22 protein-coding genes, 1 other RNA gene and 1 pseudogene are annotated in these 25,129 nt (G+C 40.2%); 16 read left to right on the top strand and 8 right to left on the bottom strand.

Translation table 11 applies throughout. The features are described 5' to 3' along the window. Positions 1 to 10: 10 nt before the first annotated feature. Together glnG and glnL are read right to left on the bottom strand one after the other, a co-directional pair. On the bottom strand, positions 11 to 1,486 hold the full coding sequence (gene glnG, locus MST16_RS09300; protein ID WP_168377613.1) for a nitrogen regulation protein NR(I): 1,476 nt from the start codon (positions 1,484 to 1,486) through the stop codon (positions 11 to 13). Continuing rightward, a complete protein-coding gene (gene glnL, locus MST16_RS09295) occupies positions 1,476 to 2,582 on the bottom strand; it encodes a nitrogen regulation protein NR(II) (protein ID WP_078188727.1) in 1,107 nt (368 codons plus the stop codon). The genes glnG and glnL overlap by 11 nt, the downstream gene beginning before the upstream one ends. Before the next feature lie 352 nt (positions 2,583 to 2,934). Between glnL and rimO the strand changes: the two genes are divergently transcribed. The 12 genes from rimO to lpxA all read left to right on the top strand — a co-directional run bounded on the left by rimO (position 2,935) and on the right by lpxA (position 15,248). After that, entirely contained in the window at positions 2,935 to 4,278 is a 1,344-nt protein-coding gene (gene rimO / locus MST16_RS09290; protein WP_078193536.1) for a 30S ribosomal protein S12 methylthiotransferase RimO, read from the top strand. A gap of 45 nt (positions 4,279 to 4,323) precedes the next feature. Then, positions 4,324 to 5,052 carry a UMP kinase gene (gene pyrH / locus MST16_RS09285; protein ID WP_078193535.1) on the top strand — a complete coding sequence of 243 codons (729 nt, stop codon included), beginning with the start codon at positions 4,324 to 4,326 and terminating at the stop codon, positions 5,050 to 5,052. Between the two features lie 79 nt (positions 5,053 to 5,131). Further along, positions 5,132 to 5,686: a ribosome recycling factor gene (gene frr / locus MST16_RS09280; RefSeq protein ID WP_078188724.1), complete on the top strand. Its 555-nt coding sequence runs from the start codon at positions 5,132 to 5,134 to the stop codon at positions 5,684 to 5,686. A 6-nt stretch (positions 5,687 to 5,692) separates the two neighbouring features. Next, on the top strand, positions 5,693 to 6,448 hold the full coding sequence (gene uppS / locus MST16_RS09275) for a polyprenyl diphosphate synthase (protein ID WP_111883757.1): 756 nt from the start codon (positions 5,693 to 5,695) through the stop codon (positions 6,446 to 6,448). Continuing rightward, entirely contained in the window at positions 6,449 to 7,273 is an 825-nt protein-coding gene (locus MST16_RS09270) for a CDP-archaeol synthase (protein WP_078188722.1), read from the top strand. Beyond that, a complete protein-coding gene (gene ispC / locus MST16_RS09265; RefSeq protein ID WP_180003881.1) occupies positions 7,274 to 8,470 on the top strand; it encodes a 1-deoxy-D-xylulose-5-phosphate reductoisomerase in 1,197 nt (398 codons plus the stop codon). Between the two features lie 3 nt (positions 8,471 to 8,473). After that, complete coding sequence (gene rseP, locus MST16_RS09260) at positions 8,474 to 9,829, top strand: RIP metalloprotease RseP (RefSeq protein WP_078193531.1); 1,356 nt, start codon at positions 8,474 to 8,476, stop codon at positions 9,827 to 9,829. Beyond that, positions 9,810 to 12,356: an outer membrane protein assembly factor BamA gene (gene bamA, locus MST16_RS09255; RefSeq protein ID WP_373683921.1), complete on the top strand. Its 2,547-nt coding sequence runs from the start codon at positions 9,810 to 9,812 to the stop codon at positions 12,354 to 12,356. Before rseP ends, bamA begins: the two co-directional genes overlap by 20 nt. A 41-nt stretch (positions 12,357 to 12,397) precedes the next feature. Further along, the gene (locus MST16_RS09250; protein WP_180003883.1) at positions 12,398 to 12,898 is read left to right on the top strand and encodes an OmpH family outer membrane protein; all 501 of its coding nucleotides are present in this window, start codon (positions 12,398 to 12,400) and stop codon (positions 12,896 to 12,898) included. 3 nt (positions 12,899 to 12,901) lie between these two features. Then, positions 12,902 to 13,972: a UDP-3-O-(3-hydroxymyristoyl)glucosamine N-acyltransferase gene (lpxD, locus tag MST16_RS09245; RefSeq protein WP_180003885.1), complete on the top strand. Its 1,071-nt coding sequence runs from the start codon at positions 12,902 to 12,904 to the stop codon at positions 13,970 to 13,972. 5 nt (positions 13,973 to 13,977) lie between these two features. After that, a complete protein-coding gene (fabZ, locus tag MST16_RS09240) occupies positions 13,978 to 14,463 on the top strand; it encodes a 3-hydroxyacyl-ACP dehydratase FabZ (protein ID WP_180010159.1) in 486 nt (161 codons plus the stop codon). Further along, positions 14,460 to 15,248, top strand: a complete 789-nt coding sequence (gene lpxA, locus MST16_RS09235) for an acyl-ACP--UDP-N-acetylglucosamine O-acyltransferase (protein WP_180003887.1) — start codon at positions 14,460 to 14,462, stop codon at positions 15,246 to 15,248. The genes fabZ and lpxA overlap by 4 nt, the downstream gene beginning before the upstream one ends. 61 nt (positions 15,249 to 15,309) lie before the next feature. On the opposite strand, the pseudogene MST16_RS09230 reads toward lpxA, so the two are convergent. After that, positions 15,310 to 16,171: pseudogene (locus MST16_RS09230) on the bottom strand (YbgF trimerization domain-containing protein). A gap of 291 nt (positions 16,172 to 16,462) precedes the next feature. Between MST16_RS09230 and ffs the strand changes: the two are divergent. Continuing rightward, positions 16,463 to 16,559: signal recognition particle sRNA small type (ffs, locus tag MST16_RS09225), an RNA gene on the top strand. Between the two features lie 108 nt (positions 16,560 to 16,667). On the opposite strand, the gene MST16_RS09220 is transcribed toward ffs, so the two are convergent. The 4 genes from MST16_RS09220 to MST16_RS09205 all read right to left on the bottom strand — a co-directional run bounded on the left by MST16_RS09220 (position 16,668) and on the right by MST16_RS09205 (position 19,716). After that, on the bottom strand, positions 16,668 to 17,312 hold the full coding sequence (locus tag MST16_RS09220) for a regulatory protein RecX (protein WP_180004627.1): 645 nt from the start codon (positions 17,310 to 17,312) through the stop codon (positions 16,668 to 16,670). Positions 17,313 to 17,392: 80 nt separating this feature from the next. Next, complete coding sequence (gene recA / locus MST16_RS09215; protein ID WP_078193524.1) at positions 17,393 to 18,436, bottom strand: recombinase RecA; 1,044 nt, start codon at positions 18,434 to 18,436, stop codon at positions 17,393 to 17,395. A 145-nt stretch (positions 18,437 to 18,581) separates the two neighbouring features. Then, on the bottom strand, positions 18,582 to 19,022 hold the full coding sequence (locus tag MST16_RS09210) for an RNA-binding S4 domain-containing protein (protein WP_168377604.1): 441 nt from the start codon (positions 19,020 to 19,022) through the stop codon (positions 18,582 to 18,584). After that, a complete protein-coding gene (locus MST16_RS09205) occupies positions 19,015 to 19,716 on the bottom strand; it encodes an HAD-IA family hydrolase (protein ID WP_180004628.1) in 702 nt (233 codons plus the stop codon). Before MST16_RS09205 ends, MST16_RS09210 begins: the two co-directional genes overlap by 8 nt. Before the next feature lie 13 nt (positions 19,717 to 19,729). Between MST16_RS09205 and MST16_RS09200 the strand changes: the two genes are divergently transcribed. Both MST16_RS09200 and MST16_RS09195 read left to right on the top strand, forming a co-directional pair. Further along, a complete protein-coding gene (locus tag MST16_RS09200) occupies positions 19,730 to 20,581 on the top strand; it encodes a 3'(2'),5'-bisphosphate nucleotidase CysQ (RefSeq protein WP_180004629.1) in 852 nt (283 codons plus the stop codon). Positions 20,582 to 20,650: 69 nt separating this feature from the next. Beyond that, entirely contained in the window at positions 20,651 to 21,394 is a 744-nt protein-coding gene (locus MST16_RS09195) for a histidine phosphatase family protein (protein WP_078188709.1), read from the top strand. 88 nt (positions 21,395 to 21,482) lie between these two features. Here the strand turns inward: MST16_RS09195 and MST16_RS09190 are convergent, their stop codons facing one another. Beyond that, positions 21,483 to 21,926 (bottom strand): hypothetical protein, encoded by a 444-nt coding sequence (locus MST16_RS09190; protein ID WP_180004630.1) that lies wholly within the window; start codon positions 21,924 to 21,926, stop codon positions 21,483 to 21,485. Between the two features lie 444 nt (positions 21,927 to 22,370). Between MST16_RS09190 and MST16_RS09185 the strand changes: the two genes are divergently transcribed. Then, entirely contained in the window at positions 22,371 to 24,965 is a 2,595-nt protein-coding gene (locus tag MST16_RS09185) for a M66 family metalloprotease (RefSeq protein ID WP_180004666.1), read from the top strand. Positions 24,966 to 25,129: the final 164 nt, after the last annotated feature.

The following is a 25,129-nucleotide window of genomic DNA, read 5'->3' as shown; positions in this document are numbered from 1 at the left end:
AATCAGAAAATTAACTTTCTAATTCTTCTTCGACATCATCTTCGGCACTGTCCATACCGAGTTCTTTAAGTTTACGGGTTAAGGTATTACGACCCCAACCTAAAAGTTCTGCAGCATGGCGCTTACGCCCACGTGTTTGCTGTAGTGCTGCATTGATGAGGGTGCGTTCAAACATTGGTGTGGCAATGTCGAGAATTTTCATCTCACCATTTTTAAGTTTTTGTACGGCCCATTGACCAAGTAACTCATCCCAGTGATGCACACCAATACGATCAATCCCTTGAGCAGCAGGGTTGCCATCTGTGCCTTGAATTGGAATCTGTTTTAATTCAGACGGTAAATCTTCTGGATAAACTTCACGGCCTGTGATCATAACCGTTAACCAACGACAGGTATTTTCAAGCTGACGCACATTACCTTGCCATGGCAGTTTTTGCATGTATTCTTGCGTTTCAGGACGCAGAATCTTCGGACTTACCCCAAGTTCTTTGCCTGCACTTGCAAGGAAATGCTGTGCAAGCATCGGAATATCTTCACTACGATGTGCAAGTTTTGGAATATGAATACGAATCACGTTTAGACGGTGGTACAAGTCTTCACGGAAGCGACCTTCATGTACTAACTTTTCTAAGTCTTGGTGCGTTGCAGCAACGATACGGACATCCACCTTGACTGGGATGTGACCACCGACACGGTAGAATTCGCCATCCGCTAAAACACGCAGTAAACGTGTTTGAGTTTCAAATGGCATGTCGCCAATTTCATCAAGGAAAAGAGTCCCGCCATTGGCTTGTTCGAAACGCCCTTGACGCTGTGTGTTAGCACCGGTGAATGCGCCTTTTTCATGACCAAATAATTCAGTTTCGATCAAATCTTTTGGAATTGCTGCCATATTGAGCGCAATAAAAGGTTTGTTGCCACGTGGTGAATGCTTATGCAGCGCATGCGCAACCAATTCTTTCCCTGTGCCTGATTCACCATTAATTAATACAGTAATGTGTGATTGAGAAAGACGACCAATGGCACGGAAGACTTCCTGCATAGCAGGAGATTCACCAATAATCTCTGTAGATTGAATCGGTTGAACGGTTTTAGCAGATTCTTGTTGTTGTAATTTGGCGATATGTAAAATTGCACGGTTTACAAGGGCTAAGGCTTCATCAATATCAAAAGGTTTTGGTAGATATTCAAATGCACCCGTTTGATAGCTCGACACAGCAGATTCTAAATCTGAATGTGCGGTCATGATGATCACAGGTAAGTCAGGGTAGTTGCCTTTGACTTTACCTAAAAAGGTCAGTCCATCAATACCTGGCATACGGATGTCCGTCAAAATAACATCTGGCGCATCGACACTTAACTGATCTAAAGCGGATTGTGCTTCTTCAAAACTGGTAACATCAAAACCTTCTTCTTTGAATGTTTTTTCCAGCACCCAACGCATGGCGCGATCATCATCGATGACCCAAATCTTATTACGCGACATGATCTGACTCCCAAGGTAAATATAGGCTAAATACTGTTTTTCCTGGAACTGATTGGCATTCAATCATTCCGTTATGTTGATGCATAATATTTTGTGCAATGCTAAGGCCGAGACCTGTGCCTTTCGCTCGTCCTGTCACTAAAGGATAAAATACGGATTCTAATATTTCTTGTGGGACACCCGGTCCATTGTCCTCGATGTCAATGCGTACCGCAGAACGTTTTAATACACCATTGATGGTGACTAAGCGTTGAATACGTGTGCGCAAGGTCAGTTCTGGTTGATGCTCAACAAAGAACTCTTTATTTTCAGTCATCGCCTGAACAGCATTAACACTGATATTCAGCATGACCTGAATTAATTGATCACGATCTGCCAGTACATCTGGTAAAGAAAGGTCGTAATCACGGGTGATTTTAATTTTCTTTTTAGTTTGGTTGACGATCAGTGAACGAACACGTTCAAGGGGTTCATGGACATTGACTGGTTCGTAACTTGGTAATTGTCTTGAACCAAGCATAGTGTCAGCAAGATTACGTAATCGGTCTACTTCACTAATAATAATGTCGGTGAATTCGCTGTACTTCGGATCATTTAAACTACGCGCTAAAAGTTGTGTCGCCCCACGGATACCACCAAGTGGATTTTTAATTTCATGAGCAACACCACGAATCAGTTGTCGTGCAACTTGATGTTGTTGAATCAGGTTTTCTTCTTTAGAGATTTTTAACATTCGGTCGATTTGATTCAGCTCAATCAATAGCAAAGGGTGGTAGGGTTTACCTGAGTTGAGCTGTGACACGGTGTAATCAACATGAATGTCTTTAAAGTTGACATTAATCGTTGCTTCTCGGCGCGTATAGTGCTGACCGGAAGTTAGTGTATTCATTAATGCATCATGCGTATTGAACTCATCATCGGGCATATGGAGTAAATTTAATACAGGCTGACCTGATGCACGAAGTAAGCTGATGTCAAAAAGCGCTTCACAAGATGAATTTAAATAAAAAATATTCAGGTTGCTATCGACCAATAAAATGGCAGTGGTTAAATTATCCACTAAAAGCCGGTAATCAATCGTCATAGTCTGATCCATTAGCGAGAGGTTCCTGTCTTAAAATGGCGCAATGGCATCTTCATAAAGCAAATCGTTCAATCTAATAAGGTTCGAATTGATGCAAGTTATGCAAGATATAAGCCAACTATTTCAGAAATACGCTAAGTTTTGATGCTTATTTGAATAAATGCGCTTATTTAAGACTTTAAATAAAGTGTATAGCTGATTAAAAACAGGCTGTAAATCTAAAATGCATTAAAATGGTGCAAATGAAATTATATGGATGAATTTATAGCATTATTTTGGTGCGTGATATAAAGAGTGGCCTTTTCACCTGTTTTTATGTTTTGAAAAGACATACAATACGCGGATTATAGTGGAGCGCAGATTCATGAAATCCCCCAAAGTCGGTTTTGTTTCTTTAGGTTGTCCTAAGGCATTGGTAGATTCCGAACGAATTTTAACTCAGTTAAAGACTGAAGGTTATGATGTAGCATCAGATTATGATGGTGCCGATTTAGTAGTTGTAAATACATGTGGTTTTATTGAATCTGCAGTACAAGAGTCGCTAGATGCCATTGGTGAAGCGATGAGTTCAAACGGTCGCGTAATTGTGACTGGTTGTTTAGGTAAAGACGAAGACAAAATTCGCCAAATGCACCCAAATGTCTTAAAAGTGACAGGTGCTGCGGCATATCAAGAAGTGATGGAAGCTGTGCACGAATACGTGCCTGAGCCACCGAAACACAATCCGTTTATTGATCTAGTACCTGAACAAGGTATTCGATTAACACCAAAACATTATGCTTATTTGAAGATTTCAGAAGGTTGTAACCATCGTTGCACATTCTGCATTATTCCGAGCATGCGTGGTGATTTGGTTTCTCGTCCAGTAGGTTCAGTATTGACTGAAGCTCAAGCGCTGAAAAAAGCAGGCGTAAAAGAAGTCCTTGTGATTTCTCAAGATACATCGGCTTATGGCGTAGACACCAAATACAAATTGGACTTCTGGAACGGTCAGCCCGTTAAAACCAAATTCTATGACATGTGTGAAGCATTGGGTCAATTGGGTATCTGGGTGCGTCTGCACTATGTATATCCATATCCACATGTAGACGCTGTGATTGACTTAATGGCACAAGGCAAAATTTTGCCGTATTTGGATATTCCATTCCAACACGCAAGTCCTAAGATTCTAAAACTCATGAAGCGTCCTGCGCACAGTGAAAATACACTAGAGCGTTTAAAAGTTTGGCGTGAGAAATGTCCTGATCTTGTGATTCGTTCTACATTTGTTGTGGGCTTCCCGGGTGAAACTGAAGAAGACTTCCAAATGTTGCTTGATTGGTTAAAAGAAGCGCAGCTTGATCGTGTGGGTTGTTTTACTTACTCACCAGTTGAAGGCGCGACTGCAAATGATTTGCCAGATCATGTGTCTGAGGAAATCAAACAAGAGCGTTATGAACGTTTCATGCAAGTTCAGCAAGAAATCTCTGCTGCGAAATTGCAAAGCCGTATCGGTCAGAAAATGACAGTACTGGTGGATGATCTTGAAGAAGAGTTCCCAGTTGCTGTTGCACGTTCTTATGCAGATGCACCTGAAATTGACGGTAATGTTTTTGTTGAAGATATCGATAAGTCAGTGATTAAAGCAGGTGATTTACTTGAAGTAGAAATCACAGATGCAGATGAATATGACTTATTTGCAAAACTAATCTCGGTTAAGTCTGCTTAAACGATTCATTAAAAATAATTGAAATTAAATAATTCGGAGTTGATGATGCTTGATTCTAAAAAACCACGTTTTGGTCGCATCCTGCTTAAGCTTTCAGGTGAAGCTTTAGCGGGCAATAAAGAGATGGGTATCGATGCACAAGTGCTCGATCAAATGTCACTCGCAATTGCGCACCTTGTTGGTTTGGGTGTTCAAGTGGGTATCGTTGTCGGTGGTGGTAACCTTTACCGTGGCAGCCAGTTACAAAAAGATGGTTTGGTTGGCCGTGTAACAGGTGATCAAATGGGTATGTTGGCCACTGTAATGAACGGTTTGGCACTTCGTGATGCTTTGGTACGTCGTAATATCAAAACTCGTCTAATGTCAGCTTTACCCATTGGTGCTGTAGTTGAATCATATTCTAGCCGTGATGCAATTCGTCATTTAACTCGTGGCGAAGTTTGTGTATTTGTTGCAGGTACGGGTAACCCATTCTTTACGACAGATACAGCAGCATGCTTACGCGGTATCGAGATTGAAGCCAATCTTATCCTTAAAGCGACGAAGGTTGATGGTGTTTACAATAAAGATCCAAGCAAATATGAAGATGCAGTGAAATACGATGCATTAACATTTGACCAAGTTTTAGATGAAAAACTGGGTGTGATGGATTTAACTGCGATCTGCTTGTGCCGTGACCACAACGTTCCACTTCAAGTATTTGATATGAACAAATCTGGTTCATTACTTTCAGTGGTAATGGGTGAAAAAGAGGGTACTCACGTTACGAACTAATGTACGTGGGCCCTAAAGCTCTTTATACTACAAGCTATTTTAGAATTTACATCTTTTCGAATTAAGTAAGGAAGATCACATGATTAACGATCTTAAAAAAGACGCAGAAGACCGTATGAACAAATCTCTAGATTCTCTAGAGCATGGTTTTGCCAAAGTTCGTACAGGGCGCGCGCACCCATCAATTTTAAATGGTGTTATGGTTCCTTACTATGGCTCTGATGTGCCATTAAACCAAGTGGCGAACGTAGGCGTAGAAGATTCACGTACGTTACTTGTTCAGCCTTTTGAACGTTCAATGGTTGCTGCAATTGATAAAGCAATCCGTGAATCTGACTTGGGCTTAAACCCGATTACTGCTGATGCCATTCGTGTTCCTATGGCTGCATTAACAGAAGAAACACGTAAAGACATGCAGAAAGTTGCACGTAACGAAGCTGAAAATGCAAAAGTTGCGATCCGTAACATCCGTCGTGATGTTTTGGGTGATATCAAAGCATTGTTGAAAGAAAAAGAAATTTCTGAAGATGATGAGCGTCGTGCGGGTGATGACATTCAAAAAATCACAGACAAATTCGTTGCTGAAGTTGAAAAACGTCTGGCTGCAAAAGAAGCTGAATTGATGAAGGTCTAAGTTTTAATGACCTCATCTGAAGAAACTTCCCGTCTTCCAAAACATGTTGCCATCATTATGGATGGCAACAATCGTTTTGCCAAAAAGAATCAAATGCAAAAAGGTGAAGGGCATCGTTCTGGAAAGGACATCCTAGATCCCATCGTTGAACATTGTCGTAAAAGAAATATCCAAGCACTGACCGTTTTTGCTTTTTCGAGTGAAAATTGGAATCGTCCTCAGTTTGAGGTTGATCTGTTGATGGCTCTTCTCGAAGAAACCATTCATGAGCAGTTGCCGCGTATGGAAAAATTTAACATTTCCCTACGTTTTATTGGTGATCGTTCTCGTTTATCTCCTAACTTACGTGACTTAATGTTGCAAGCCGAACAAAGGACTGCTAATTTCGACAGCATGACTTTAACTATTGCAATTAGTTACGGTGGTATGTGGGATATGGCACAGGCTGCAAAACAAATCGCAGCAGATGTTTTAACTAACAAAATAAATCTTGAAGCAGTGGATGCTGAAGTCTTTGGTCAATATGTCAGTTTAAGTGATCTACCTCCGGTAGATTTGTTAATTCGTACAGGTGGTGATTTCCGTCTTTCGAACTTCTTGCTTTGGCAAGCTGCTTATGCAGAACTTTATTTTACCCAGACATTATGGCCTGAATTTACCATTGAAGAATTTGACGATGCACTAGCGGTATTTGGTGGTCGTGAACGTCGTTTTGGTAAGACCTCAGAGCAGATTCAACAAGAGCAGTTTGAGAATAAATAAATGTTAGAGCGGATAATAACCGCATTGGTACTGGTTTCAGTTGTATTGAGTTGCATGTTTGCAACCGAGTCTAAATACCCAATGCTTGTGCTGATGATTATTGCATCAGCTGTCGCGGGTTATGAGTGGTTTAAACTCATGCCGCGTAATACACAAAATGTGATTAAACCTTTCGCTTGGGGCTATGGTCTAGTCACTGCTATTCTTTCAGCACTAGCATTGCATTTTACTGATGTTGCATTACTGCTTTGGGCAGCTTCAATCTTTACTTGGATCTTAAGTGTCTATTGGGTGAAGTCTTATCCTGAATACGACAACTGGTATAACCCAAGTCTGAGTGGTATAGGCTTAGTCTTGGTTCCTGCTGCGGTAACTGCTATTTTTTCTGTGTGGATGAACTCACCTTGGTGGCTCATGTATCTGTTCCTGTTGGTATGGGGTGCAGACAGTGGTGCATACTTCGTGGGACGTAAATTTGGTAAGAAAAAACTTGCACCAGATGTGAGCCCAAATAAATCGATCGAAGGTTTATATGGCGGTCTATTCACTGCAATGCTAATTGTTATTGTTGTTGAAATTATTTATCTTGATTTAAGCATCGCTGAACATATTTTATTTTTAATACTTTCAGTAATAACGGTATTTAGTTCAGTACTTGGTGATTTATTTGAATCGATGATCAAGCGTCGTGCAGGGATCAAAGATTCTGGTCGTATTCTTCCGGGACATGGTGGTGTGCTGGACCGTATCGACTCGTTGCTTGCTGCAGCACCTATCTTTGCAGCAGGTATGTATGTTTTAAAATTAATTGGCGTAGATTTATAGATGTCACAATCTGTTTGTATATTGGGTGTAACAGGATCCATTGGTCAAAGTACTTTAAAGATTCTGCAACAGCACCCCGAAGAGTATTCAGTTTTTGCAGTCACTGCACATAGCCGAATTGTAGAACTTGTCGAAATATGCAAACAATATCGACCGAAAATCGCAGTTGTTCCATTCAATAAAGTGGATGAACTGCGCCAATTACTCGTAGCTGAAAAATTAACTGATATTGAAATCCTGCATGATGAAGCCGGATTAATCGCAGTAGCAGAACATCCACAGGTTGATGTGGTCATGGCAGCTATTGTGGGTGCGGCAGGGTTGCTACCTACATTGGCTGCTGCGAAAGCAGGTAAACGCGTGTTGCTTGCAAATAAAGAAGCGCTCGTGATGTCGGGTGACATCATGATTCAGACCGCACGTGAAAATAATGCTTTGTTGTTGCCAGTCGATTCTGAACACAATGCAATCTTCCAATGCTTGCCTGAAGCTTATCTACAAGGTGAACGTCATGGTCAGCCAAAACTAGGTGTCAAACAAATTTTACTCACCGCGTCTGGTGGTCCATTTTTACATCATAGTTTAGAACAATTACAAAGTGTGACGCCTGCACAAGCCTGTAAGCATCCAAATTGGTCGATGGGGCAAAAAATTTCTGTTGATTCTGCAACGCTGATGAATAAAGGCTTGGAATTGATCGAAGCCTGTCATCTTTTTGCAGTTGAAGAACAATTTGTAACAGTTGTTGTCCATCCACAGAGTATCATTCATTCAATGGTTCAATATGTAGATGGTTCGACTTTGGCGCAAATGGGTAATCCTGATATGTGTACGCCTATTGCTCATGCATTAGCATGGCCGAAGCGTATTCAAACACATGTGCCTCCATTAGATTTATTTATTCATTCTCAGTTAAATTTTGAACAGCCTGATATACAGCGATTCCCAGCGCTAAAATTAGCACGTCAAGCCATGAAGGCTGGAGGCTTAGCTCCTACGATTTTAAATGCAGCCAATGAAATCGCCGTGGCAGCATTTTTGCATGAGAAAATTGGCTTTACTCAAATCCCTCAAATTGTTGAACATGTGTTGGGGCAAGTTGAAAACTCAGCTGCAAATAATATTGATGTTATTTTGCATGCAGATAAATCGGCACGTATGGTTGCTGAAAAAGCAGTATTGAATTCAGGAAGTTAAGACATGAATGCCTTGTTTATGATTATTGCAGCAATATTGCTACTTGGACCGCTGATAGCGATTCATGAATTTGGGCATTATTTCGTTGCACGTAAACTGGGCGTAAAGGTTTTGGTGTATTCGATTGGTTTTGGCCCAACACTACTTAAGTGGACGTCAAAGAAGTCGGGTATTCAATATCAACTGTCTGCATTACCACTGGGTGGTTATGTCAAAATGTTGGATGAACGAGAAGGTGATGTCGCAGCAGAAGACTTACCAAAAGCATTTAACCGACAACACCCTTGGAAACGTATTGCAATTGTTGCGGCAGGGCCACTCATCAACTTGGCTTTTGCAGTAGTGTTGTTTTGGATTTTATTTTTACCAGCTCAGGAACAGCTGAATACGCGCGTAGGTAAAATTTTACCGAATACGCCTGCAGCAGCTGCGCAAATGCAGTCTGGTGATAAAATTACTGCCGTAGATGGCACTCAAGTATCCACTTGGGAGCGCTTGAATTATGCCTTGGTTGATCGTGTAGGTGAAACTGGCAATATTCAAATTCAAGCTGAACGAGCAGGGCAAATTCAAAACTTCAGTTTACCTATTCAAAGTTTCTTACGTGATCAAACTCAGTCACCACTCGATGTTCTAGGTTTTACACCGTATCGTCCTGAAATTCCTGCAGTGGTTTCAAAACTCAGTGAAGATGGCGCAGCGATTCGCCAAGGGATGCAAGTGGGTGATCGAATTGTTTCGATTGATGGCGTAAAAATGAAAGACTGGTTTGATGTTGTACAAGTTGTACAAGCTTCTCCAGAAAAGTTACTTAAAATTGATGTTTTACGACAAAATAAAATTGTGCATTTAAGCGTGATGCCGCAAGGTAAGCGTGACCAAATGGGTAAAGTCACAGGGCTTTTAGGTGTACAAAGTGATCCGGGTAAAGTCAATATTCCAGCCGAATACAAACAAACCATTCAATACACGCCTGTAGAGGCGATGGGCAAAGCGGTAGAAAAAACAGGTCAAATATCTAGTATGATCCTGAATTCTATTGTAAAAATGGTGCGTGGTTTGGTTGGTTTAGATAATTTATCTGGTCCGATTACTATTGCGAAAGTGGCTGGACAAAGTGCTGAGATGGGGTGGCAAACCTTCATTTCATTTATGGCACTGATGAGTGTAAGTTTGGGTATTTTAAATTTACTACCGATTCCTATGCTCGATGGCGGTCATTTAATTTACTATTTTATTGAATTAATTCGTGGTAAACCTGTTTCTGAACAAATACAATTGGTTGGATTAAAAATTGGTATGGTATTGCTGGGTAGCATGATGCTACTGGCTCTATTCAATGACATTATGCGTTTATAAGAACGTTATACGAAATAAATTAACAGCGGAAAAGACTGGCATGCAGCACAAACATTTATTTATGCCATTGGCACTGGTTAGTGCTATGGCCGTAGCACAACAAGTATATGCAGCAGATGATTTTGTAGTACAAGATATTCGTGTTGATGGCTTAGTGCGTTTAACTCCTGACAATGTAGCCGGAATGATCCCATTCTCCGCTGGTGATCGTGTCAATGATCAAATCATTTCAAACTCAATTCGTAGCATGTTTGCATCGGGTTTGTTTGATGATGTGAAGTCTACACAAGTCGGTAATACCCTTGTATATACAGTGGTTGAACGTCCAGTTATTTCTAAAGTTGAGCTAAAAGGCAATAAACTTATTCCTAAAGAAGCCTTGGAAGAAGGCTTAAAGAAAATGGGTCTGTCCGAAGGTGAAGTTTTAAAGAAATCATCTTTGCAAACGGTTGAAACTGAATTAGAACAACAGTACATGCAGCAAGGTCGTTATGATGCTGATGTCAAAGTTATTACAACCGCTCAACCAAACAACCGTGTTAATGTCTTAATCGAGTTTGAAGAAGGCCAATCTGCCAAAGTATTTGATATCAATATCATTGGTAATACGGTCTTTAAAGAAAGCGAAATTAAACAAATTTTTGCATTAAAAGAAAGTGGTTGGAACTCGATCATTTCTCGTAATGACCGTTATGCACGTGAAAAGATGGCTGCGAGTTTAGAAGCTTTACGTGCGATGTATCTCAACAAAGGTTACATCAACTTTAACATTACCAATTCAAGTCTGAATTTGAGTGAAGATAAAAAACACGTCTTTATCGAAGTTTCGGTGGATGAAGGTGAACAATTTAAGTTTGGTAAAACTCATTTCTTAGGTGATACGCTTTATACGCAAACTGATTTAAACGCTTTAAAACTCTATAAAGATGGCGACTTATATTCACAAGAAAAAGTGAATGGTGTGAAACAACTTTTACTTCGTAAATACGGTAACGCAGGTTACTACTTTGCAGAAGTGAACATTGTTCCTGAAATCAATAAAGACACCAAATTGGTCGATTTAAATTACTATGTGAATCCGGGTCAGCAAGTCACTGTTCGCCGCATTAATTTTACAGGTAACTCGAAAACAGCTGATGAAGTTCTACGTCGTGAAATGCGTCAAATGGAAGGCGCATTAGCAAGTAACGAAAAAATTGATTTGTCTAAAGTGCGTTTAGAGCGTACAGGCTTCTTTAAAACCGTTGATGTTAAACCTGCACGTATTCCGGGTACGCCAGATCAAATTGATTTAAATGTGAATGTTGAAGAACAGCATTCAGGTACAAGTACTTTGGCTGTTGGTTTCTCACAAAGTGGCGGTGTAACTTTCCAAGCAGGTTTGAGTCAAACCAACTTCTTGGGTACAGGTAATGCAGTTTCTATCGATTTGTCACGTTCTGAGACTCAAGATTACTACAACCTCAGTGTAACTGACCCGTATTTCACTATTGATGGTGTACGTCGTGGTTATAATATGTACTACCGTAAAACCAAGTTAGATGACGACTATAACGTTAACAACTACGTCACTGACAGTTTTGGTGGTGGTATCAACTTTGGTTATCCGATCGATGAAAACCAAAGTATCAGTATGGGTTTAAATGTAGATCAAACCAAGGTAACAACAGGTGAGTATGTATCTACATATGTGCGTGATTATTTGAAGGCAAATGGTGGTAAAACCATTGATTCTAATTCATTTAATACATGTTCAATTGTAAATCCTGATCCTAGCAATCTTGAATGGACATGTCCTGAAGCGAACATAGTTAATAATGATTACGAAAGTGCGTTTGAAGGAAAGTTTTTAACCTATAACTTAAACCTAGGTTGGTCGTATAACACGCTTAACCGTCCTGTATTCCCAACATCAGGTATGTCGCATCGCGTAAATACTGAAATTGCTTTACCAGGTAGTGATGTTGAGTATCAAAAAGTCACTTACGATGCACAAGCTTATTTCCCACTAGGTAAAGACTTTGTGCTCCGTGGCTATGGTAAGTTGGGTTATGGTAATGATTTACCGTTCTATAAAAACTTCTATGCAGGTGGTTTTGGTTCGGTACGTGGTTATGACAACAGCACCTTAGGTCCAAAATATGACGGTGTCTATTATGATGCTCGTGGTGAAAAAGATTATGACCCAGAAGAAGTCGGTGGTAATGCTTTAATTCAATTTGGTACTGAATTAGCTTTACCTGTGCCATTTAAAGGCGATTGGGCGCGTCAAGTTCGTCCAGTATTATTTGCTGAAGGCGCACAAGTATTTGATACCCAATGTGACGTTCCTAAATCTAGTGAAGACCGTCAATACTGTAAAGATAACTACGGCTTTGATATGAATAACATGCGTTATAGCGTTGGTGCAGGCTTTACTTGGATCACGATGATTGGTCCAATTTCACTGAGTTATGCATTCCCGCTTAATGACAAAGCTGGCGATGAAACAAAAGAAATTCAATTCGAGATTGGTCGTACCTTCTAAGTACGACCCTTCTGGGAATAACAAAATTACAGGTTGATAAGATGAATAAATTATTTACTGGTTTGGCGGTATTGGGTATGTCATGTTCTGCTGTGGTACATGCAGCAGGTTACGGTGTGGTTGATTTAGAAAAGGTGGTGGATCAAAGCACTTATATAAAACAACAAAATGCTCAAATTCAACAGCAATTGAAACCACAAACCACTAAAATTGAATCACTGGCTAAAGAGCTGGAAGCAATGCAGCAAAAAGCTCAGCAGGGTGGTGATAAGTTGACTGCTGCGCAAAAGCAGCAAATGGGTCAACAGTATCAAACTAAACTTAAAGAGCTGACTGATTTACAGCAAAAAGTTCAAGCTTCGGTTCAAGGGAATATTCAGTCTTTAAATCGCACGATGGATACACGAATCAAGCAAGTTGCAGAACAATTGCGCACAGAAAATAAGTTAGATGTTGTTTTGAATAAAAATTCAGCACTTGCGTATGACCCTAAGTTTGATTTAACTGATAAAATGATTCAAAAGGTTAATGCAATTAAATAATCAATGAATTCTCAAAAATTCAGTTTAGAAAAGCTTGCTCAACTTGTTCAAGGTCAATGTATTGGCCAGCTAGATTTGCTATTCAGTGGAATGGCAAGTTTAGAGAGTGCTCAACCGCATCAGCTTGCATTTTTAAACGCAGATAAGTATCTGAATGAAGCTCAACAGTCTCAGGCTGGTGCGCTGATTGTGACTGCAGAGATGCAGTCACAAATCCCTTCACAGCAAAACTTCATTGTTGTACCCAATCCGTATCTGGCTTTCGCTATTCTGACGCATGTTTTTGAAAAAAAATCTGTAGAAACAGGAATTGAAAGTACTGCCCAAATTCATCCTTCAGCAATCATTTCTGATACTGCTTATATTGGGCATTATGTGGTGATTGGTGCGAATAGCGTGGTGGGTGAAGGAACTCGCATTGAATCACAAGTGAAGATTGATCATGGTGTTGAAATTGGTAAAGATTGTTTTATCGATTCGCATGTGACGATTACTGGTGAAGCTAAGTTAGGTGATCATGTACGTATCCATGCAAATACGGTGATCGGTGGTGAAGGGTTTGGTTTTGCGCCTTATCAAGGGAAATGGCATCGTATTGCTCAATTAGGTTCTGTACGCATCGGGAATGATGTGCGTATTGGCTCAAATTGTAGTATCGACCGTGGTGCTTTAGATGACACAATTTTGGAAGATGGTGTCATTATTGATAACCTTGTGCAAATCGCGCATAACGTCAAAGTTGGTGCAAATACAGCAATGGCTGCGAAATGTGGCATTGCAGGTAGTACAACTATTGGCAAAAATTGTGTGCTAGCAGGGGCTGTTGGTATCGTAGGTCACATTAATATTGCAGATAATGTGACAATTACTGGTATGTCAATGGTCACAAAAAGTATTTCCGTTGCTGGGAGTTATTCTTCAGGTACGCCAATGCTTGAAAGTGGTTCTTGGAAAAAGGCAGCAATCCGCTTTAAACAATTAGCAGATGTGCCATTGACCCAATTGGTCAAACGACTTGATCATATGCAGTCTCAAATTGAGTCCCTTGAATCAACATTTAAATTGCGTAAATAATTATGATGACAGAGTCGAATACCCCAGCTTTCACAAAACCTGAATTACCAATGACTATTCAGACTATTCGTGAATATTTGCCACATCGTTATCCGTTTTTATTGGTTGATCGTGTTGTTGAAGTGACTGACAACGGGATTGTAGGCTATAAAAATGTAACGATTAACGAAGAATTTTTACAGGGTCATTTCCCTGAATACCCAATTATGCCGGGTGTGCTGATTGTTGAAGCATTGGCGCAAGTGTCGGGTATCTTAGGTTTCATCATGAATAATGAGAAACCTTCAGCGGGTTCGTTGTTCTTATTTGCTGGTGCAGAAAAGATCCGATTTAAAAAACAAGTCGTTGCAGGCGATCAACTTGTATTAAAATCAGAATTAGTGATGCAAAAGCGTGGCATTTACAAATATAATTGTGTTGCCACTGTAGATGGCGTAGTCGCAGCAACCGCGGAAATTATGGTTTCGCATCAGAAAACAGAGACAGCATGAGCAATAACGAATTAATTCATCCTACCGCCATTATTGACTCATCAGCAGTAATTGCTCCGGATGTGCAAATTGGACCATATTGTATTATTGGTCCTCATGTCACAATTGGAGCGGGTACTAAACTGCATTCACATGTTGTGGTGGGTGGTTATACCCGTATTGGTCAACATAACGAAATTTTTCAATTTGCCAGTGTTGGTGAAGTTTGCCAAGACTTGAAATATGCTGGTGAAGAAACGTGGTTAGAAATCGGGGATCATAACTCGATTCGTGAACACTGTAGTTTACACCGTGGTACTGTTCAAGATCAGGGTCTAACTAAAGTTGGAAGTCATAATTTATTGATGGTCAATACACATATTGCACATGACTGTGTGGTAGGTGATCACAATATCTTTGCTAATAACGTCGGCGTTGCAGGCCATGTCCACATCGGTGATTATGTCATCGTAGGTGGTAACTCTGGTATTCATCAATTCTGTAAAATCGATTCTTACAGTATGATTGGTGGTGCATCTCTTATTTTGAAAGATGTACCTGCTTATGTCATGGTATCTGGTAATCCAGCCCATGCTTTTGCCATGAACATTGAAGGAATGCGTCGTAAAGGTTGGTCTAAAAATGTGATTCAAGGTTTACGTGAATCCTTTAAATTGATCTATAAAGATGGATTAACGACGAATGAAGCGATTGAACGTATTCGTACTGAAATTTTGCCTGAAGTGGCAGAAGCGCAATTGTTGATCGACTCACTTGAGCAGTCTAAGCGCGGTATCGTACGCTAAATGCTGCGAATAAAAAAAGACACCTTATAAGGTGTCTTTTTTTTTGCGTTAAAAAAAAGTCCTATTTTTTAACAAAGCCTGCTTCTTCAGATTTTGGATACTTTTGGGTAAGCTTGGTTTTGAGCTGCGTTGCTAAACTGCTGTTTCGATCTACGTCTTTTGCAATGCTATACAGTTGATATAACGCTCTAGGCGCGCGGGTCGACTCAGGGTATTGATTTACCACGATACTATAGTTCTTTTTCGCTTCTGCGTAGTTGGTCGGTTCAACAGCAAGGTTGAACTCAGCTAACCAAAAATATGCATTGCTGATGTAGACGCTATTAGGATTATTCTTAATAAAGTTTTTCATTGGTGCAATGGCTTTTTTCGCACCACCTTGTTTATATGCATCTAAAGCAACGGTATAAGCTGCTTTCTCAAGCTCAAGTGAGTCACCACCTGCATTTACAGGTTGTTTTGCAGATGAGCTTAATGTTGCTTGGGTCGTAGGTTGTTTAGCTGGTGTAGGGGTTGTATTAGCTGCTGCTGGGTGCAGTACCTTGTTGGTTATCCTCCGCAGCTTCTGTGTCTTCACTCGGATCTACTTTTTGTTGGAGTAGCTCTAAACGTTGATCTAAATCTGCATAGCGGTTTGTAAGTTCACTTTTTAATTGTTCGATAATATTGTCTTGCTCTTCCATTTTACCGCGTAAGCTACGCAATTCATTTTCGAGCTGTTGGTTCTTCTGCATGAGCTGCCAATTTAAATTTGTTGGCGTAGGGGTAGAGCCAGCACCTGTTTGAATGGCTGTATTATTTGCTGTATACACAGTGCCATTATCTGCGCCACTCAAACCGCGAGATTCAATTGGAATATTGGCAAATAGCGTACCTGAGCAAGTCAATGTAAGGGCACACAATACATGCTGTTTAAACATCATAAAAATTCCATGTAGTTGCAAGCATGTCCGTATTGAATAGTTTTATTACAGACTGCTTTAGATAAAACGATAAGCACATTAAAAACGCCAAAGTTCTGAATTGCAATAAGCTTTTACAATCTTGTTGTGTATTAAAGTAAAAATATAGTGATGATGTTTCACGTTTTCTACATCATCGACCATCATATTGATTTATAAATAATCAAACAGTGTTTTCTACTCAGGAATTCTTGGTTTTAGTCTTGCATGTTTATCAAAAATCTCTATACTCTGTTCTTGCAATGGTAGCCCTGCCGGTTACTTCGCAATTGTACTCTACAAACCCCGCCAGGACCGGAAGGTAGCAACGGTAGTAGAAATATGATGTGCCGAAGTCTTGCTGGTAGGGTTGCCACCAGTTTCAATCATAATAAATTAAACGTCCTCTCATTTTTTTTAATCCTAGATTCTTCTTTATTTTAGTTTTATTAATTCTTTATTTAGATCTATATCTTTGTTATTCGGCATCAAATTCTTTACGTGCAATCACTTTAAAAATCGTATCGAGATCGAATCCTCGATATTGTAAAAAACGTATTTGTTTGGCTTTTTGTTTTGGATCACGTTCAACAGCTTTGCCAAATTTTTTGATCTTGAGCTGGTAGGCTTCGGCGACCCAATCTGTTTCTTTTAATTCATCCTGAATTAATTCACTGTCTACTTTTTTATTTTTTAAAGCGAGCTTTATACGGTTGGGACCTTTACCTTTACGCTTTTGACTCGACAACAGCATTTCTGCTACACGCTGATCGCTTTGATAGTTCTCACGTGCGAGTTCTTCCACCAAGTGTATGACTTCTTCACGACTATCCGCATACAGTGCTAATTTCTCGATTAAATCCGCTTTTGAGTATTCTTTACGTGTGAGTACTGCAAAGGCGTAGGAGCGTAAACGAGAGCCGCGCAGTCCTGGTTTTTTTTCAGCATGAACATCTTTACCATTGGCATCAAAATGCAACGCAGAGTGATCGGTCACCGAAGTATTGTCATGTGAAATGTCAGTTTGTGCAGTATGATTTGCGCAGGTAGGTTCTTCAGCTTCTGCGAACTGTTGTTTTAGTGCTTCGTAGTCGAGCAAGAGTGGAAAATGGTCTTTAGTCATGGGGTCATTTTAATACAAATTTTGAGTGCAAAACAAAACGCCCCGTAGGGCGTTTCGTCTACTATTAAAGTATGCTGTAATTAAGCATCTAAAAAGTCTGGTTCTTCTTCGTCTTTGTCTTCTACAGGTGCTGTACCCGTAGTCAGAAGTTGTTCACGAATCAGTTTTTCGATAGTTTGCACAAGTTCAGGGTGTTCTTCTAAGTGGCGAATGGTATTGTTTTTACCTTGCCCAATCTTGTCACCTTGGTATGAATACCAAGCACCTGCTTTTTGAACAATTTCTTGTTGTACTGCGAGGTCAACAAGCTCACCTAAATGGTTCACGCCTTTACCATAAAGAATTTGGAAAATCGCTTCACGGAATGGAGGAGCCATTTTGTTTTTCACAACTTTCACTTTGGTTTCTGAACCAATGATTTCGTCGCCTTCTTTCACTTGACCAATACGGCGGATATCTAAACGTACAGATGCATAGAATTTAAGTGCATTACCACCAGTTGTGGTTTCTGGGCTACCAAACATTACACCAATCTTCATACGGATTTGGTTAATGAAGATCACCATACAGTTCGAACGTTTCGCATTACCGGTAATTTTACGCAGTGCTTGGCTCATCAGGCGAGCTTGTAAGCCCATGTGTGAGTCACCCATTTCGCCTTCAATTTCGGCGCGAGGGGTCAGTGCAGCTACAGAGTCGACAACGATCAGGTCAATGGCACCTGAACGTACCAGCATGTCTGCAATTTCAAGTGCTTGTTCACCATTGTCTGGCTGTGAAACAAGTAAGTTATCAATATCTACGCCAAGTTTACGTGCGTATTGAGGGTCTAATGCATGTTCAGCATCGATGAATGCACAAGTACCGCCAGCTTTCTGACATTGTGCAATAGCTTGTAATGTCATAGTCGTTTTACCAGAAGATTCAGGACCGTAGATTTCTACGATACGACCTTTAGGCAAACCACCAATACCTAGTGCGATATCTAATGTTAAAGAACCTGTAGAGACAGCTTCAACTGCCTGTACGGTATTATCACCAAGACGCATAACGGTGTTTTTACCAAACTGCTTTTCAATTTGGCTTAAGGCCGCATTTAACGCCTTGCTTTTATTATCATCCATCTTACAACCTCAATACGATGTCACGAAACAATATACTCAAGTGGATGTATTCAGTTTAAATCTGTTCCACGAGTGTATAGTGACAGAAATCATCCTTTTGTTCTATGAAAATCACAACAGGTGCGACATGTTGTGACGCTTTAACTTAATCATCATTATAAGACCATTGCTGGTCAAACTGTTGATCATTTTCTCTTTTAAATTTACCAATATCTCGACGATCTTTTTTACTTGGTCGATGATCTGGCCGAGCTAGATTATGCAATTTTCTTTGTGATGCGAGCAATTCCCGTTTTGCAATACTGACCTCAGTTTCATCATAAAGCAGCTGAGCGGTTGGGGCAGGCCCACGAACATCCGACAGTGCTTTCACCACCACAGTTTTTTTCTCAAGGCCTTGTGCAATGGTTAATTCCATGCCTACACGAACTTCACGAGAAACTTTAACGCGTTCGCCATTATGATGAACTTTACCGCCTTCAATCGCATTTTTGGCAATAGAGCGGGTTTTAAAAAAACGTGCAGCCCACAACCATTTGTCTATACGCATACCAACCGCATCTTCGGCTAGATTTGATTTACGCATATTTTTTCTGTTCCTCGGCTTGCTCAATCATTTGAGCTTCTAAAATAGGGATTAAATCTGTTAATGCGGACAGCATTGGGTAATTGCAAGTCTCGCGAGGCGCTTTGGCAGATGAAGGCTGCTGAATCGAATAGAGCTGTTCGATCCCAAAAAGTTTTGCACCATTGAGCACTTTTTCAGTGTCATCAATGAAATAACAGTTTTTTGCATCGAAGGAATGTTTGCTTGCTAATATTTGCCAAAACTCAATAAACTCTTTGGCATGACCGAGCGTTTCTGAACTGACGATCACATCGAAAAAATCACGAAGACCGGTTTCTTCAAGTTTGAATTGTAAGCCAGCATAGTCGGCATTGGTCGCAAGCCAAATAGGATAGCCATTTTCTTTTAGATAGGTAAGCAGCTCAATGCAACCTTCACGTTTAGCCACTTTGGCTTTTTGTTCTATTTGCATTTCCAGAACATCAACGCCAACTTGTGACGTCCAAAAGCGAGAGGAGTACCATTTTAGGGTATGATTATGCTGTTGATAAAAACTAAATAGCGTTTGCTTGCTTTGTTCGAGTGAGCACTGATGCTGTTCAGCATAGCGAATTGGCAGCAGCTCATTCCAAATGAAATCATCATAGGCAAGATCGAGTAAAGTACCGTCCATATCAAAAATGATCGTCGGCTTTTCTGAGTAATTTGGCATATAAAGGTATTCTATGTTTAAAACAACAACAGCACCGCAAGACCCACTGATTTTGCAGTTGGTTCCCATTGTGACACAAGCTTGCGAAATTTTGCGAGAAGAATATCAGCGTTATTGCTCAGGTGCGGATTTTGATGTGGAACGTAAAAGTGATGATTCACCTGTAACGCAAGCTGACTATCGTGCAAATAGCTATATTACTCAAGCATTATCCAAAGTTTCTAACTTGCCTGTATTGTCAGAAGAAGGTGACAAGTCTGAACGTATGCAATGGCAAAAATTTTGGCTCCTTGATCCCTTGGATGGTACCAAAGAGTTTTTACATAAAAGACCTGAATTTACCATTAATCTGAGTTTGGTAGATGGGGCCAATACCACTTTTGCCATATTGGCGATCCCGGGGGAATATAGCGTATATATTTGCCCCTTTGCGGGACTGCCGCTGAAATATGATAGCCAGTCCACTACATGGTATGAATATGTTCAAACCTCTGCAGAGAGTGTCGTACACGTTGGCTTGAGTCAAAGTGCCAAAAATAAGCCGATTTATACGGACTATCTAGACGCTTTAGAAAAACTCACTCCTTTTCAGGCCTACCATGCTGGTAGTGCATATAAGTTTTGTATGATGTTAGAAGATCGAGTGGATATTTATCCGCGTTTTCATCCGACTTGTGAATGGGATACGAGCGCTGGACAATGTTTAATCGAGCGTATTGGTGGTGGTTTGGTTGATTTTAAAGGTCGCGCATTTCTATATAACCAACGCACGACTTTATTAAATGGTGGATTTATTGCATTTAAAAATGCCGAAATGAAAGAATTGGCCTTAAATGCTTTGGCAAACATGCCTGACAAAACTTGAGCTAAATCGGGTTCATGCTATAGTGTCAGCACACTCCGTTAAATCTCCTGCATTTAAGAACTGTCAATTATGGCCCTAGATTTGCTCCCTCCTAGTATGCTGAAAGCAATAGACTTATTGCCGGATGAAAAGACGCCTGTAACATTGTTTACACGTCATTCCATTCGTGAAGTTGTACAAGGACAAGGCTTGGCCGGTTATGACTTGCAACTGACCCATCAAGGACGTGATTTAGCCGAAGCGTGGGGCAGCTATTTGGTTGAAAATACCGATCGTGTTATTCAGCACTGTATTTCGAGTCCAATTCAGCGCTGTGTGGATACGGCGGCATTGATGATTCAAGGTGCAGATAATGTCACGATTGAACCGAATACCCACCATATCGAGATCATTGAACAAGGATTATTGGTCGAGCCGGGAAGTTTTGTGCTCGATATTAAAAAAGCAGGACCATACTTTCAAAAGCAAGGTGCTTTAGGCTTTATCAATAGTTTTGTGAATAATGCTTTGCCGGGTATGAAACAGCCCATTCATGGGGTGGTAGATGTTTTGGAGTTGATTTACAACACTCATCCAACCAATGATTATGGTCTGAGTCTAGCGGTGAGTCATGATACGATTTTGGCTGCAATTCTTGCCATTATTTCAGGTAAAAATATCGTGACACGCGAAGACTGGCCGAAAATGATGGAAGGTTTATTTGTTTGGTTTGAAGGAGATGTATTCCTTGAGTCAAAACTGAAATGGATTTGGCGTGGAGAACTAAATGAATTAAATATTCGTGAATTTCAGCAGGCTGAGCAGCAACTCTAAGTATTTTTGCGCATACAAAATATTTAAAAAAGGCATCCATGTACGGGATGCCTTTTTTATCTGCTTCAATATTTCATTAAATAAAAGATTAAATATTGGCTTTAATTCGTGCAGGATACTGATTTAAATCAATACTTGAACCGTCGTCACTATAAGGCCAGCGGCTAGTATTGACAGGGAGATGTTGTTGGTGGATTCGACTGTATTTGTCTGCGGCAATCAATGTGGCAATGTCATGATCTTTAATGCTATACGCTTGTACGAGTTCAACTGGATATTGTGTGCGTTCAAAAAATGCAGCTTCCGTTTCCCCTTGATGCAGCGCAAAGATGCGTTCTACAGCCGGTAAATACACGCCATATGCTAACCATGAGTCTACGCCTTGAGAGGCTTGAATCTCAGCGGTTGATTTCATATTTGAAATGACTTTACCTAAAATGTCTTTTTCACCTTTCGATGTAAAATATTCAATATATTGATTTTCTGCTTCTGCAAATTTTTCTAATGATGGCAAAAATTGGTTAATCGACATTTTTATCCCTCTTTTCATTTGTACAGCAATGGCTGCCTAGGATGAAAATTAAAATACCATAAAAAATATATGGGATTAAACCATTTCTAAAAATTTTTATTTACAAAGTTTCTAAAAATATCCTGACAATTTTTGTCGGGAATATACGATTGTATTTAAAGGCCTACATCTTAATTTTAGTTGAAAAGTGAAGTACCTGTCACACCAATCGTGATTCAGACAATACTAAATATTTAGATTTTATTTGAATTGTTAAAAAGTGACAAAACACGGCAATTGAATAATTAAATAAAAGAAAATAGCATTAACTTTTTTATAAATTATTGATTTATATATTTTATATAAGTCTCTTTATTGGATTTTATTGTGGCTAATTGGGGAGTGGTAGTGAAAATTGTGATAGGTTTTTCATATAACAAGTTATCAATTTGTATTGTGTCATTGATGTTAGTTGCTTGTGGCGGCGGAGGCGGTGGTGATAGTTCAAGTGGTTCTGCATCAACTTCAAGTTATCCAGAACCGACCCAAGACATAGTCGATGATACCAGTATTGGCTTTTATGACTACGATGCAAATGATGCTGTTCGTGAAATACGAAATGATTTAGTCGGCAACTTTTCAGCGCAAGTTCAATTTGGTCAAAGTCATGTCGTCGATCCGAATGCGAACGAATCCAAGAAAATGCCACGGTTAACCAGTGAAAAAGAAGCGCTGCTTATCGTGATGCCAACACTTGATATGCAAAACATCAAGCAACTCAAAGTAGAAATCTATCAAAACAACCGCTTAATTCGTACCGCGACATTGGATGATCCGACGCAAATGCCTGTTTCAGACCAGAGTGGGCAAAGAGGTCGTCCAGATGTTTGGTACAGTAAACGCGCGTGGACCACGAAGCTCAATTGGGATGAAGTTAAACCCGGTCTAAGATTAAAATTTATTGACGCAAATAAAGTCAGCGGTGAATTGGCTGAGGATAAAATCGATTTTGCTGCACCAGGTGAATTGGTTTTAAATAATATCCGTGTTGGTATGTTGGCAGATAAGCCAAATTCTACCGGCCACTATATGCTACTAGAGCCTGAAAAAGCGGGCACAGATTATTTCCAAACCATTCCTGCAGCAGAAATGACGGTTGCACAATATGATGATATTCAGTTAACACGTGCAATGGTATCTTCAGGTGTTATTTATGACAGTAAAAGTGCCGGAGATGGTGGTGTTTATGCAGGAGACATGCGTGAGGATGTCGGTAAATCAACCTTTAGTGTTGGTATAAACCTTGCTAACTGGGGTATTACCAGTGCATCTATGGCCAACCAAAGTCAGCCACAATTAACCCAAACAGTAGTTGTCCATCATACGAAGGGGAACTATGCCAATGGTGTGCATACTCATGGACTGAGTGGTGGTAATGGCATGCTCACGCTTTATGATTCTGTAGGGAATGAATTTAGCCATGAAATTGGCCATCACTATGGTTTAGGACATTACCCTGGTCAGGTAGGTGACAATCTATTTTGGGCTGCACATCATGCGGACAGTGGATGGGGTTATATTGCCAATCGCAATATGATGCGCGGAAATCTATCATGGACGGCGACATGGAAGTGGGATGGAGCGAATGGTATCCCAAATTTTAAAAATTTGTTTCCGTACGGAAAAGATGCCATGTCCGGCGGGTATCCTGATAGTAATGTATCACGCTACACACACTATACGGGTTACAGCACATTCCTGAAAATTCAACCACACTTTGACCGTTATGTCTGGGATGAAACTTCGCCTACCGGCTACAAAAAGTGGAACAAAACCACTCGTGAAATGGAAGTCGCTCAACCGAAGATGCCAAATTCTACGGCTCCGGTTTGGTATAACGCAGATCAAAATTATCCACGACCACGGGTCTTTGGTCAGCCTGTTATTACCATTTTAGGGGGCTATGATCCAGTCAATCAAGTTGGTTTGTTGTATCCTGCTGCACGTTCAAACTGGGGCAATGTGTATGACTTAACTGCTGCCAATACCACTTTAGACCAAGCGGCATGTTGGTTGAATGTGCAATACACGAATAAAGTCAACAATATTGCTTTAGCACCTGCACGATTAGGTAGTAATGCCAATAAACTGCATGTCAATTTAGCTTTGGCAGATCAACCACAGAAGGTCAATTTATACTGTAAAAAAGCAGGTGAAGAAGCCAAGTTATTAGCAAATATTGATATTCCAGTTTACAGCACAGCGATCAAGCCGGCTGTCAAAATTGGACGTCAGCATGGTTATAGTGCATTGCGTGCTATCGAACTTCCTCAATTAGAAAGTGCTTTGGAAGCGCAAGCTGCAAATGCTGTTGTTGCACTAAATCCAACTGAAAAAATGCTGTATGAGTCCTATAAAAATGACAAGTCATTGATGAATAGTGTGGCGCGTCAGCAATTAACCCGTTATGAGTCGCAACAAAACACAGCATACCGACTAAATCGTTGGATGAATGTGTATGCACAAGACCTAACCAATCAAGTTCCTGAGGCACAAAGCGCACTCGAAGCATTTATGACAAAGCTTTCAGTATCTCAGGAAGGTTTGTTTGATCAGGCAACATTGATCAAAAATGGTAATAACTGTTTGAAAGCAGAAACATTAACCGATGGAAAATTAAACTTATATATTAGTGGTCCAAGCGGATGTACTGCGGACGAATCGGAACAGTGGGTATATGATGCGATTGGTCGGATACACAGCAAGTCAAATCCAGATCAATGCGTAACAGGCAACGGTGGTTCAGCTAAAGTGACGCTAGAACGTTGCGTGTTAAACCAAACCAACCAAATTTGGACCATGGACCCTGCGACTACAACGATTCGTCAAAGTGGTCAATGTATGGATTTAAATACGGGACGTTTGCAAAATAACCGTGCGGATTTAATTCGATATAGCTGTACCAATGGTGGCAATCAACGTTGGACAAATTTGACAGCAAGCCAAAACTTATTATGGACATATTTATCAGCGACGAACATGAAACTGATTAATAAATAATCTGTAAATAGAAAATAAGGTCCAATAAGGACCTTATTTTTTTGCTTTTAAAAATCGATAGGCACAAAAAAAGCCCTAAGAAGGGCTTTTTTCATTAAATCCTGTTATACTTGTTGAATAATCAGTAATTTAAAAATCAATAAGATATGATATTTTTATAAAAT

It is taken from the genome of Acinetobacter sp. YH16040_T, assembly GCF_024605785.1.
GTDB lineage: Bacteria > Pseudomonadota > Gammaproteobacteria > Pseudomonadales > Moraxellaceae > Acinetobacter > Acinetobacter amyesii.
The sequence above is the reverse complement of the archived record's forward strand: the minus strand, read 5'-3'. Positions and strand labels throughout refer to the sequence as shown.